This window comes from Vibrio sp. Isolate34 (genome assembly GCF_022397915.1).
In the GTDB taxonomy this organism is placed as follows: Bacteria; Pseudomonadota; Gammaproteobacteria; order Enterobacterales; family Vibrionaceae; genus Vibrio.
In genome coordinates this window covers 1-12,700 of record NZ_JAKEUO010000022.1, presented here as the reverse complement: position 1 = coordinate 12,700, position 12,700 = coordinate 1, and the positions used below count along the sequence as shown (strand labels likewise).

12 protein-coding genes are annotated in these 12,700 nt (G+C 44.9%); all 12 read left to right on the top strand.

All coding sequences use genetic code 11. The features are described 5' to 3' along the window. The first annotated feature begins 17 nt into the window (after positions 1 to 17). The 12 genes from L1D22_RS18960 to L1D22_RS18905 all read left to right on the top strand — a co-directional run bounded on the left by L1D22_RS18960 (position 18) and on the right by L1D22_RS18905 (position 12,391). On the top strand, positions 18 to 1,934 hold the full coding sequence (locus tag L1D22_RS18960; protein WP_239830860.1) for a heme lyase CcmF/NrfE family subunit: 1,917 nt from the start codon (positions 18 to 20) through the stop codon (positions 1,932 to 1,934). Then, a complete protein-coding gene (locus tag L1D22_RS18955; RefSeq protein ID WP_239830859.1) occupies positions 1,915 to 2,469 on the top strand; it encodes a DsbE family thiol:disulfide interchange protein in 555 nt (184 codons plus the stop codon). The genes L1D22_RS18960 and L1D22_RS18955 overlap by 20 nt, the downstream gene beginning before the upstream one ends. Next, positions 2,466 to 2,906 (top strand): heme lyase NrfEFG subunit NrfF, encoded by a 441-nt coding sequence (nrfF, locus tag L1D22_RS18950; RefSeq protein ID WP_239830858.1) that lies wholly within the window; start codon positions 2,466 to 2,468, stop codon positions 2,904 to 2,906. Before L1D22_RS18955 ends, nrfF begins: the two co-directional genes overlap by 4 nt. 89 nt (positions 2,907 to 2,995) lie before the next feature. Then, positions 2,996 to 3,172 (top strand): hypothetical protein, encoded by a 177-nt coding sequence (locus L1D22_RS18945; RefSeq protein WP_176680958.1) that lies wholly within the window; start codon positions 2,996 to 2,998, stop codon positions 3,170 to 3,172. 248 nt (positions 3,173 to 3,420) lie between these two features. Next, a complete protein-coding gene (gene ribA / locus L1D22_RS18940; protein ID WP_032500341.1) occupies positions 3,421 to 4,017 on the top strand; it encodes a GTP cyclohydrolase II in 597 nt (198 codons plus the stop codon). A 177-nt stretch (positions 4,018 to 4,194) separates the two neighbouring features. Then, positions 4,195 to 5,454 (top strand): imelysin family protein, encoded by a 1,260-nt coding sequence (locus L1D22_RS18935; RefSeq protein ID WP_176680959.1) that lies wholly within the window; start codon positions 4,195 to 4,197, stop codon positions 5,452 to 5,454. A 112-nt stretch (positions 5,455 to 5,566) separates the two neighbouring features. Further along, positions 5,567 to 6,955 carry a di-heme oxidoredictase family protein gene (locus tag L1D22_RS18930; RefSeq protein WP_239830857.1) on the top strand — a complete coding sequence of 463 codons (1,389 nt, stop codon included), beginning with the start codon at positions 5,567 to 5,569 and terminating at the stop codon, positions 6,953 to 6,955. A gap of 175 nt (positions 6,956 to 7,130) precedes the next feature. Next, positions 7,131 to 8,192 (top strand): imelysin family protein, encoded by a 1,062-nt coding sequence (locus tag L1D22_RS18925; protein WP_239830856.1) that lies wholly within the window; start codon positions 7,131 to 7,133, stop codon positions 8,190 to 8,192. Next, positions 8,182 to 9,270, top strand: coding sequence for a DUF1513 domain-containing protein (locus L1D22_RS18920; protein ID WP_239830855.1), 1,089 nt, complete (start codon positions 8,182 to 8,184; stop codon positions 9,268 to 9,270). Before L1D22_RS18925 ends, L1D22_RS18920 begins: the two co-directional genes overlap by 11 nt. A gap of 81 nt (positions 9,271 to 9,351) precedes the next feature. Next, positions 9,352 to 10,890 (top strand): L,D-transpeptidase family protein, encoded by a 1,539-nt coding sequence (locus tag L1D22_RS18915; RefSeq protein ID WP_239830854.1) that lies wholly within the window; start codon positions 9,352 to 9,354, stop codon positions 10,888 to 10,890. A gap of 198 nt (positions 10,891 to 11,088) precedes the next feature. After that, entirely contained in the window at positions 11,089 to 11,637 is a 549-nt protein-coding gene (locus tag L1D22_RS18910) for a YcbK family protein (protein WP_239830853.1), read from the top strand. Positions 11,638 to 11,737: 100 nt separating this feature from the next. Beyond that, complete coding sequence (locus L1D22_RS18905; protein ID WP_239830852.1) at positions 11,738 to 12,391, top strand: MBL fold metallo-hydrolase; 654 nt, start codon at positions 11,738 to 11,740, stop codon at positions 12,389 to 12,391. Positions 12,392 to 12,700: the final 309 nt, after the last annotated feature.

The following is a 12,700-nucleotide window of genomic DNA, read 5'->3' as shown; positions in this document are numbered from 1 at the left end:
AGCCTTATTGAGGTGATATGATCGGTTCTTTGGGGCTGTTTAGTTTAGTTTTGGTCGCTGTTCTTAGCAGCATTATCGCTGTGCATTCGATTTACCCAATGCTCGCCAAGCAATCACCGAATCTAGGTTTAATCCGTAGTTTCTCTCTCTCAAGCGCACTATTTTCAATTGGCGCTATTATTCTGCTTGGCTATGCCTTTATCAGTGATGACTTCTCTATTCTGTATGTCGCGGAACATTCTAATACACAGTTACCTCCCTTTTTTAAAATGGCCGCCGTGTGGGCAGGGCATGAAGGCTCATTGTTATTTTGGGTACTGACCATCAGCTGTTGGTCCGGTGTTATCGCTCTGCAAAAACGCTACTCAAGAGAATATCAAAGCCGCGTGCTGTGGGTGATGAATGTATTACTCGCGATATTCGCTTGGTTTACGTTATTTGCATCCAACCCATTTGAACTGAATTCAACCTTGCCGCTTGAAGGGCGAGACCTTAATCCAATGCTGCAAGATGTCGGTTTGATATTCCATCCGCCATTACTTTATCTAGGTTACGTAGGGTTTTCGGTTGTACTGGCCTTTGCAGTCGCAGCGCTATTGGTGGATCCGATCGAGTTTGATTGGGTCGCTCATTGTCGAAGCTGGTGTTTAGTTGCTTGGATCTTCTTAACTGCGGGGATCATTCTTGGTTCTTGGTGGGCATATTACGAATTAGGTTGGGGCGGCTGGTGGTTCTGGGATCCTGTTGAGAACGCGAGCTTGTTACCTTGGCTCACTTCTACCGCTTTGTTACATACCTTAGGTGTTGCCAAGGGCAAGCAACAACTGTTGAAGTGGTCTCTGAGCCTTGCCTTCATTACGTTTTGTTTAAGTATTCTCGGCACCTTTATTGTTCGCTCTGGCGTGCTCACTTCAGTACACGCCTTTGCGGTTGACCCAAGTAAAGGTATCGCACTTTTGCTGATCTTAGTCGTGGTATTGGTGAGTTCGTTTTCTCTGCTTATTGTGCGTGGTGAATCTTTCGAATCGAGCCCAATCACACGCTTTGCCAGTAAAAGCTTTTTGAGTTTAGTTGCCGTACTCATCTTCGTTTTGGCAACGGCGGTTGTGGTGTTCGGTACCTTCTATCCAATGGTGTTTGAGCTGTTAGGTCTTGGAAATATATCGGTAGGCGCACCTTACTTTAACCTGCTAATCTCACCGTTAGCTTTGCTTGCAATGGGCGTTGTTGGCCTTGCTCCATTGCTCAGCATCAAACCCCAAGCGTCGAAAGGCGTTATGGCGTCAATCGCTCTGCTATCTATTGGTCTCGGGTTTACCTGCTATGTTGTGCAAGTAGAGAAGATTCAAGTCATGGCACTGGTGACGTGGGCTCTCGCGTTTTGGGTTGTACTGACTCATGTTTATGGTCTAGCGGTCACGCACAGTTCCAAATTCCAACGCAAAGTATGGGTAATGACATTCGCACATGTGGGTGTCGCAGTATTAGCCGTAGGTGCCGCGATGAATAGCTACCATTCGTTTGAACGCAGCTATAAATTGAGCCCCGGAGAACAGGTTGAGTTTATGGACTGGACGCTTTCTCATCGTGATACTGAGCTTTATGTTGCATCGAACTTTACTGCTGAAAGGGCAGTGCTTGACCTAGAGGCTAATGAACGGAGCTTTTACATCACACCAGAAAGAAGACATTACCAAGTTCGAGTCATGAACATGAGTGAGCCGGCAATGAAGTGGTTCTGGCATGGCGACGTGTATATCACCATGGGTGAAAAAGTGGACTCAACCGCTTACGCATTTCGCGTTCAATATAAGGCTTATGCTCGTTGGATTTGGTTCGGTGGATTGATCTCTGCTTTAGGTGCGTTGCTCTCATTGATTTATCGTAAAAAGAAAACCGTTAAGGCGTCACAGTATGAATACCAGCGTTCGTAACAAACTCATCACGCTTATTGTATTGGCACTGATCGTGGTGTTGGCGTTTTTGTTCGCGCTTGATAGCAAGCAACAAACCACCACAGTATCGACGCAACAAAGATCGTTTCCTGAATTTACATCGGCAGCGTTAGCCAATAGCGAAGGCATCAGAGGGCAACAAGAGCTAACGCGAACGGATATTACTGAGCACCCTTACCAGTTGGTTAATGTATGGGCGTCATGGTGTGGTATCTGCAAAACCGAACACGCCTTTTTGCTCAAACTCCACGATAAAGGCATTCCTATTGTTGGTCTTAATTACCGAGATAACTCAGCTGCCGCTATTAATGTGTTGTCGAGTGATGGAAACCCATATTCAAAAGTCATTAGCGATCCTCAGGGGAAGTTGGCCTTGGAGTTAGGGGTCATCGGTACGCCGGAGACATACTTGGTTGACGCTGACGGCCAAATCATTAAGAAGCTACTGGGTGTGATTAATGAATCCGTATGGCAAAATGAACTTGCCATGTATTTTGATGGTGAGATTGGATGATGAAGTCTTTAATACAGCTCGTCGTAATCTTGTCTGCAGTTATTGCTATTAGCTTTCCAACCATGGCAGAAGAGTTGTTTACAGCCAGTAATAAAGAGACAAGCATTCAGGTTGAGCTGTTTGAGTTTGAAAGCCCGGATCAACAGCAGCGTGCTATTAGCTTGGCAAAAACGCTGCGTTGCCCTCAATGTCAGAATCAAAACCTGATTGAATCGAACTCGCCGATAGCAAAAGATTTACGTCTTGTTGTGTTTAATATGGTGAAAGATGGGAAGAGTAATAATGAAATCACTCAATATATGACAGAGCGATTTGGCGAGTTTGTGCTTTATAAGCCAGCAATGAGCGCCTCAAACCTATTACTTTGGCTTCTACCAAGCCTATTATTTCTCTTATTTATATATTTATCAGTAAAAAGTGTTAGAAAGGGCTCATAAAAAATGTGTATTACTGTTTACCAATTGACCTGTATTTTGTAACATTAAAGGATTATAAAGGCTAAGCACTGTTATATAAGGATGTATCTGTGGATAACGTAATCTCAAATTTAAAGAAAGAGTTCCATACTCATGTCCAGTCAGACAAGTGGGCAGAAAAATACAGTGCGAAGTCGAGCATTTCTACACTTACGCAAGAAGAGCTCACTGAATTAGAAAATGCTTGGGTTCAGCTTGTCATTTGGAAGCAAACTCAAGTAAGTTGAGCGTTCTGTAAAAACACAGTCTTAGTCGCAAGTGATTAATTTATAACCCCACATTGACCACCTCAATGTGGGGTTTTTTCTTATCTGAAAAATAAATTGTTATATTATAACAATTTGTTCGTGGTCGACCTTGAAAAAAATTGTTAACAGCCTCATAGTGTCTATCATTAGATAGTCCACTACAAAATATTGCCTAGACATATCCTGTAGTGTCGTTAAATACATTGAATTTTCAAGTGAGTATAGCTATGGCGGAAGTGCGTGCCAGAATAGATTTCAAAGTAGGGGTAACAAGCAGTATCGATGCTGAACTTCTGTCTTTTCATGGGTTGAAAACAGATAAAGAGCATGTGGCTGTAATATTTAAATCAGCAGACAAGACACAAGACATACCTCTTGTTCGTATGCACTCTGAGTGTCTTACTGGTGATGTTTTCCATTCTTCTCGTTGTGATTGCGGTGAGCAACTGGACGAAACCATTAGAATCATGGGTGAAACGGGCGGTGTGATTCTTTATCTACGCCAAGAAGGTCGTGGTATTGGTCTATATAACAAGATTGATGCGTACCGTCTCCAAAGCGAAGGGATGAACACTTACGAAGCGAATAACCACTTAGGTTTTGGCGACGATTTACGTGATTTCACTGAAGCGGCAGAAATGCTACGTGCTTTGGGTACCACAAAAATTCGCTTAGTGACCAATAATCCTAAGAAAATCAATGAACTTAAAGAGTTTGGTATTGAGATTGCAGAAGTGGTGAACACCTCAGCTCACATTAAGTCGGGTAACGAAAGTTACTTGAAGGCCAAAGTCTCACACGGTAAGCATAATCTGGATATCTGATTAGCCGACTTTGTTGCGTATAACACAAAAATGTTCAAAGACCTCACTAATGTGAGGTTTTTTTGTATTTATCTTGCAATAAAATTGTAAGTTTGTATTATTCAAATCCGTAGTGTAAATGATAATGGTTTGCACTATTACTACGAATAATAATTTAAAGCTCAACAAGGATGCTTCATGACCATTAAATCTTTAGTGACAAAAGCCGTAACTTCGTCACTCATTTTTGCCTCTGCTTCTTCTTTCGCAGCAGTAACTCAAGATCAAGTTGTAGAACATTATGCAGATATTGCTCATGCAGTGTTTGCCGATTCAGTAATCACAGCAAAAGCGTTGAACTCTTCTATTGATACCTTCTTAGCTTCTCCTTCTGCTGGCAACTTCGAACAAGTAAAACAAGCTTGGCTTGAGTCTCGTGTTCCTTACCAACAATCTGAAGTGTTCCGCTTTGGTAACGTTGTTGTTGATGATTGGGAAGGCCAATTAAACGCATGGCCACTAGATGAAGGCCTTATCGACTACGTTTCTTCTGATTACCAATATGAGCTTGGTAACGAAGGCGCTAGCGCAAACATCGTTGCGAACAAGACTTTCCAAATTGGTCAGACAACTGTTGACGCAACAAACATCACCCCTGAGCTAATCGCAGACCTTAATGAGATCGGTGGTTCTGAAGCGAACGTAGCCTCTGGCTACCACGCGATTGAATTCCTACTTTGGGGCCAAGATTTAAACGGCACTAACAGCGGCGCAGGTGAGCGTGCTTACACTGACTTCGTTGTTGGCGCTGAGTGTACTAATGGTAACTGTGACCGTCGTGGCGCATACCTAAAAGCATCAGCTGAGCTACTTATCCAAGACCTAGAGTGGATGGAAAAGCAGTGGGCTGAAGGCGAGAAAGGCAACTACCGTCAAGAGCTTCTTTCTGAATCTAGCGAGAATGGCCTACGTAAAATGCTATTCGGCATGGGTTCACTGTCTCTAGGTGAGCTAGCGGGCGAGCGTATGAAGGTAGCACTAGAAGCGAACTCAACGGAAGATGAGCACGATTGTTTCTCTGATAACACGCACAACTCTCACTACTACAACGAGCAAGGCATCTACAACGTTTACACGGGTCTATACAAGCGTGAAGACGGCACTCTACTTTCAGGTCCAAGCCTATTTGACCTAGTAGAGCAAAAAGATGAGCAAGCTGCGAAAGAGATCCAAAAGCAGTTTGACCTAGCACGTGCACAAGTAGGCGAGCTAGTAACGTCTGCAGAGAAAAACAACCAGCACTTCGATCAGCTAATCGCTGCTGACAACGCTGCAGGTAACGCGCTAGTAAACAAAACAATTGTTGCGCTAGTGTCTCAAACTGCTGCAATTGAGCGTGCTGCGGGTGTGATTGGTATTGATAGCCTAAACCCAGACACGGCTGATCACGAGTTCTAAGAACCCGAAGCCAAAACTAATGTAAGGGCTCTCATTGAGCCCTTAATTGTTTGCTACTCAAGAAAGTCACTCCCAAAAAAAAACTAAAATCAAAAACACAGCAAGGCAATGTATGAAGTCGTATCTCTCAGCCTCACTATTAACCGCACTGTTTTTCGTATCTCCATTACACGCTCATGAAACCTACTCTGGTGGCAAAACGACCGTGAAGAAAGAGGGAGCGAACGCTTTTTCTCTTCCCGCAGCCAACCTACCTATGAGCAAACGCTTGGATTTCAGCGTAGGTAACAGCTTCTTTAGAAACCCTTGGGTTCCCGCACCGTCATCAACTGATGCTCGTGATGGATTAGGACCACTATTTAATACCAACGGATGCCAAAACTGCCACATCAAAGATGGTCGTGGTCACGCGCCAGAAAAAGGCGATGACAACGCAGTATCCATGTTGGTTCGTTTAAGTATTCCGACTGAAACGCCAGAGCAGAGACAAGCCTTTATTCGTGATGGTGGTATTCCAGAACCGACCTACGGCGGTCAGCTACAAGATTTCGCTCTTCAAGGTGTCAAACCAGAGGGTAAAGTGAACATCAGTTACACCGATGTTCCTGTTGAATTCAAAGACGGCACAGTCGTTACTCTGCGTAAACCCACTTTAAAAATTACTGAGCTTGCGTTCGGTGAGATGCACCCTAAAACTGAATTCTCAGCTCGTGTTGCTCCGCCAATGATCGGCCTTGGCTTGCTTGAAAGCATTCCAAAAGAAACGATTCTAGGATTTGCTGAGCAACAATTGGCGGACAAACAGGGCGTGTCGGGTAAAGCCAACTATGTTCTTGATGTTCAAACCAACGAGATGGCGCTCGGTCGCTTCGGTTGGAAAGCCGGACAGCCAAATCTAATGCAGCAAAACGCGGCGGCATTTAACGGTGACTTAGGCCTAACAAGCAGCTTGTTCCCGAACGAAAACTGCACATCTGCGCAATCGACTTGTAATGATTTCCCAAATGGTGGTGAGCCAGAAGTCAGCGACAACATTCTAGATTTTGTGGAGTTCTATTCGCAGCACTTAGCAGTACCTATTCGTCGTAACGTAGATAACCCAGCTGTCGTGCAAGGTAAAAAACTGTTTAAAGACGTTGGCTGTCAAAGTTGTCACCAAGCGGAGTTCCGCACGGCTGAGCGAGAAGGTCTGCCTGCATTATCTAATCAGTTAATTAGCCCATATACAGATATGTTGTTGCACGATATGGGTGAAGGTTTAGCGGATAATCGACCTGAGTATCTTGCCAATGGCCAAGAGTGGCGCACAACACCTTTATGGGGATTAGGCTATACCAAAGAAGTGAATGGTCATACGTTCCTGCTTCATGACGGTCGTGCAAGAAACGTTATGGAAGCGGTACTTTGGCATGGTGGCGAAGCAGAAATGGCGAAACAAAACGTTCTGTCTTTGAATGCCACTGAGCGTGAAGCACTACTGGCGTTTTTGAATTCGCTATAGTCGGTCTGAGATTCAGTCGTTTAACGGTCGAGTTAACCCACAGAACAAGTTAACCCGAAGAATAAGTTAACTTAAGCACATAACCGCTGAACTTGTAGGAATACGAGCTCAGCGGTCGTTTCATATTTATTGAACTCATATAATTAAAAGAAAAATTAGGAAGTAAGGTAACAGCATGACACATAAATTTTTGTTAATGCCTTTGTCGGTATTAATCATGGCAGGCTGCCAATCATCGGGTGAGCAAACGGCTTCATCTGAGGTTAATGGTGTTTCTTATCAAGCCGACACGACTGCTCATATCAGTCGCAGCGTGTATCAACAAGAGTTTGATTCAGCCGTACTGTTCGCTAAACATTCCAGTGAGCTGGAAGTCTTGATGCAGAGGTACTGTGAAACCAACAATATTGAGCTGGATGCTTTGAAAAATCAGTGGCAGCTCACGATGAACAGCTGGATGGCACTGCAAGGTCAAGAAAGAGGCCCAACAGCGGCACTGGAAGAGAGCTGGAATGTTCAGTTTTGGCCAGACAAAAAGAACACCACAGGCCTAAAAATGCGCCAACTGACTCAGCAAGATAAAGTTTGGTCGCAAGACGAAATCGCACAGCAGAGTGTGACAGTGCAAGGGCTAGGCGCATTGGAGTGGTCTCTGTACGACGAGCAATCTCCACTGCTTCAAGACAAAGCTTCAGGTTGTCTATCTTCACAAGCTATCGCACAAAACTTGGCGGTGAAATCAGCCTCTATTGCGCAAGCTTGGCAGATAAACCCGTGGTTAGCTCTGGACGAGATGCGTTGGGAATCTGAATACATTGCTTTGTTGACCAACCAACTTGATTACAGCATGAAAAAGCTGAGTCGTCCGATGGCAAAAATTGGTCATCCGCGCCCTTACTTCTCAGAATCATGGCGTGCACAAACCTCGATGATTCAACTAAAAGCAAACGTAGCGGCACTTCAGAATTTGTACCTTGCTGATGGCAATGGCCTAGACGGGTTATTGAGAGAGAAGGGCTTAAACGACCTTGCTGATCGTGTTGCTGACCAGTTCACATTGACGTTAGAGACTTGGCCGACTGATTCGAGCTTGTTCGAGTTACTGCAGAGTAAAGAGGGCTACCGAGATGTGTTGACTCAATACAACAAACTAGAACGTTTGAAGTACCTGATTCATGAAGAAGTGGCGATAGAGCTTGGCGTGGTAATAGGATTTAATGCTACCGATGGTGACTGATACTACGCGAAGAACGCTACTCAAGGCTGCACTGGGTTGTGCAGCTGTTCCTGTGCTTCCATTTGGCTGTGCGACTCGAAAGGATGGGGCGAGTGCGTCGAACTATCCCCAGCTGATTGGTTGTGCGCTGAATGGTCGTGGCCAATATTCAGCAGTGGTTGCTGATGAATATGGCATGCCATTGAGCCAGTTGCCGATCCCTGACCGTGGTCATGGCGTCGCTATTTGTCCAACCTCATCGCATGCCGTGGTGTTTGCTCGTCGTCCTGGTGACTATTTTATGGTGTTCGACTATAAAAAGGGCGAGCAGATTAAAATGGTGGTGAAAGGGAACAACCGCCACTTCTATGGTCATGGCGTTTACTCGTTAGATGGCAAGTTACTGTATGCCACTGAAGGTAAAACGGACAGCAGCCAAGGTGTGATTGGTGTTTACGATGTCGCTCAAGGCTATCGTAAGGTTGAAGAGTTCATCGGTTTTGGTATTGGTCCTCATGAAGTGATCATCATGCCTGATGGTAATCTCGCGATCGGCGTTGGTGGCGTTCATACTGACGGAAGAACACCGAAAAACTTGGATTCAATGCAACCGAGCCTGAGTTATGTATCTCCTGAAGGTGTGTTACTTGATCAGGTTGAGTTGTTGGACAAGAAGCTAAGCATTCGACATTTAGCCCACGATGGCGCTGAAACCGTGCTTTGTGGTCAGCAATATCGCGGTGAGCCGGACGAGTATCCTTCGCTGTTGGCGATGCACACTAAAGGTGGGCAGTTTGAATCACTGAACGCGGAGCCTGAACAATGGGCAAGGTTTAATCACTATATCGCAAGTATTGCGGCGTCAGATGATTGGATCATTGCTACCTCACCACGAGGCAATTGCTACGGTATCTGGTCTAAAGAGACGAAAGAGTTAGTGGAACTGTCAGCGCTATCCGATGCTTCTGGCGCTGTGCTGCTTGATGGTGAGTTTAGACTCAGTTCTGGAGCGGGCAGTGTGGTGAGCCAACGCAAGCCATATGAGAAATCAAGCCAGCAATCATCCGTCCAGTGGGATAATCACTGGAGTGCAATTTAATTCATAAAATCCCTTAAAAAATAACATGCTTACTCCCATTTCTTTGCCATACTTATAGGATTACTGGTGACGGAGTTAAGCATGTTAGCGAAATACTTCTGTGGATTATTGGTGTTAGTTTCTGTGCATGCATGGAGCTATACGAGTTCTGACGAGGGCCGTTTCATTCCGGCTGATTCAGAGCTCTCTTTTATGCTGATTTATCCAGAGCTCACCCAGAGTATTTATCAAGACTCTTCTCTTCCTATCCTTTGGGATTCACCGGAGCTTGTTAAAGCGTTTGAATTCCAACTGTCGCTGTTAGAACAAGCGCAAATGGCGCCGCTGTTTGATCGACAATTAAAGCAAATCCGTCAGTACCAATCTCGTGGTCAATGGCAAGAGCTAGACATCTTACTCACCGACACCTTTATTTATTACTTAAGCTACGTTGAAAATGCGCCACTTGCCGGTAAGGAGTGGTACTTCTCGGGTAAGCTGCATTCCAAACTGCCTGCGCCTTCGCCCCATATCCTGATGAGACTGAAAAGCAGTGTCACCAATGATTACTTATTGGAGATGGTGCTGTCTTACGCGCCACCTGTAGGGGACTTTGACCAATTCAAAGCAACCTATTCCGTGTTAGAAACGGCGTCTGAACTCAAGATTGAGCGATACAGACAGAAAGGCTTGAAACGCTTGGGTGACCAGCTTTCAGACAAAGCGATTCTTGTTGAGCGTATTGCCTTGGTTGGCGTTGATACCTCGATGATCGCGGTCGATTTTCCTGAGTTCGATCGAGATCTGCAAACGGCGATTAAGTCCTTCCAGCGTATGCACGGTCTTACAGGCGATGGGATCATCGGCCCTGATACGATCAAGTGGATCAACATGGGCTTTGATGATCGATTAACCTCATTAGCTCTGAATGCTGAACGTGTTCGTTTGTGGCCAAGAGACAGAGATTCTCTCATTGTTGTTAACGTGCCGAGTTTTGACATGAAGTATTGGGAAGGTGGCGAAGAGGTTTTTGAGTCCAAAGTTGTGGTCGGTAGAAAATCGAGAAAAACGCCGCTTCTAGAGATAAACCTAGATTCAGTCATCTTAAACCCGACTTGGAACGTGCCGTGGAAAATCATGGTGAAAGACATCTTGCCTAAGGTCAAAGCCGACGAAAGCTACCTTGAAACGAACAACTTCCAAGTGATTGACGGTTGGCGCTCAATGGAAACGGTCGACACCACAGAGATCGATTGGCAGACCATCAACTTCAATTCGTTCCCATATCGAATGCGTCAACAGGCGGGCTCGCGCAACGCATTAGGTTTGTACAAGTTCAACACACCCAATAAGCGAGCGATCTATTTGCACGATACACCCAGTAAAGGCCTGTTTAATGACGACTTCCGTGCCTATAGCTCAGGTTGTATACGTGTTGAACACGCAGAAGAACTGGCTGAGCTGTTGTTTGCGACCAAGGTAAGGAAGGCCCCAAATCAGAATGACGACCTTGCTCCTAATACTAAGGTTCGCCTCAAGAAGCGCATTCCTGTGCATATCATCTATCAAACCGTGCTGTTTGAAGAGGGCGGCATACAGTACCGCGGCGACATCTACCAATATGACAAAGAGGGTGGCTGATTAAAATACGACCAATAAAGGTGATCTTGACCAAAAAATGACAACGAAGCTTCTATTGATAAAATTATAATGAGTATCAATAACTAACCACGCAAAGGTTACAAATACTAACGTTTTGCGTGGTTTTTGTACGTTGACGCAGCAAATACCATTATGTATCGTGCATTTTTCGTTCGATCTAATTGGTTTTTTTGCTGTATGTCTCAAAGTTTATTTTCACGCCGTCAGTTTCTGACTTACGCTGGTGGTACTGCTGTTGTCGCCTCTCTTACTCCTTCTGTCGCTTTTGCTTCATACCCTGATCAACCAAGAACGATTAGCATGAACAATCTTCACACTGGTGAACGATTAGAGACTTGTTATTTCGATGGCACTAACTATGTTGGTGACGAGATGGCACGCCTTAGTAAGTTATGTCGAGACTTCCGCCGCAATGAAATCCACCCAATGGATAAGAACCTCTTTGATCAGATCACTCAGATCCAAAATATCTTGGGTATTCAAAAAGAAGTTCAGATCATCTCTGGTTACCGTTCACCGGCGACAAACGAAGCATTACGATCTAAGTCGAGTGGGGTTGCGAAAAAGAGCTACCACATGCTTGGAAAAGCGATCGATTTTCGTATCGATGGTGTTGATTTAAAGGAGCTGAGAGACGTAGCCAAAAGCCTGAACGCGGGTGGTGTTGGTTATTATGCGCGTAGCAACTTTATCCATATTGACACAGGTCCTGTACGCAGTTGGTAAAGCTAAACTGAGTTGAAGGGCAATACGGTAGGCACTTGTCAAAGTAGACATCCAATGTCATAGTTTGCCCAAATTTCAGTTTGCCCTCTAAGGTTTGTATATGTCTCTTAAGTATCAAGTTGTACCTGTTACCTCTTTCGCTCAAAACTGCTCGATTGTGTGGTGTGATGAAACCATGGAAGGCATCGTTGTCGATCCGGGTGGTGACGTTCAACAACTAGCCGCTATCATCGAAGAACTGGGTGTTAAAGTGGTGAACTTGGTATTGACGCACGGTCACTTAGACCATGTAGGTGGCACTGTGCCTCTTGCTGAGATCTTGAAGGTGAATATTGTTGGCCCACATAAGGCTGATAACTTCTGGTTGCAAGGCCTAGAGAATCAAAGCCAGATGTTTGGTTTCCCTTTGTGTAAAGCCTTTGAACCAAACACTTGGTTAGAAGAGGGCGACAAAGTGACTTTTGGTAACCAAGTTATCGATGTGATTCACACGCCGGGCCACACGCCAGGTCACGTTGTACTGTTCAGCGAGCAAGCTCGTTTAGCGTTTGTTGGTGATGTGTTGTTTAACGGTGCAATTGGCCGTACTGATTTCCCACAAGGTGATTTCAATACACTTATCGCTTCAGTCAAGACTAAGCTTTGGCCACTAGGCAGTGACGTAACATTCGTTCCGGGTCATGGCCCTGAATCGACATTCGGCCGTGAGCGCGCATCAAACCCGTTCGTAGCAGATGAAATGCCACTCTACTAAGCCTCTGACTTAGTAAAAGAACGATTGAAAATGAAGCTTAGCTTTTCTTATGAAAGCTAAGCTTTTTTATGGTTCATCGCGGATTAGCGGGAACTAAAAACAAAAACGGTAGTAAGTGATATGGTTTAGTCGCCAAACAAAAATCATACACAAACTACCGTTTTCATGCCGAATCATACTTTCCTATCGTCATTCTGGGAAGGCTTTAAAATAGTAAAGTCTCACCAGACAGCATCACTTATTACACTAACTCTTAAACCGAACTCTGAGGCTAAATGCTTTTGCGGTCTTGAAGCCGAGGCTATCCAT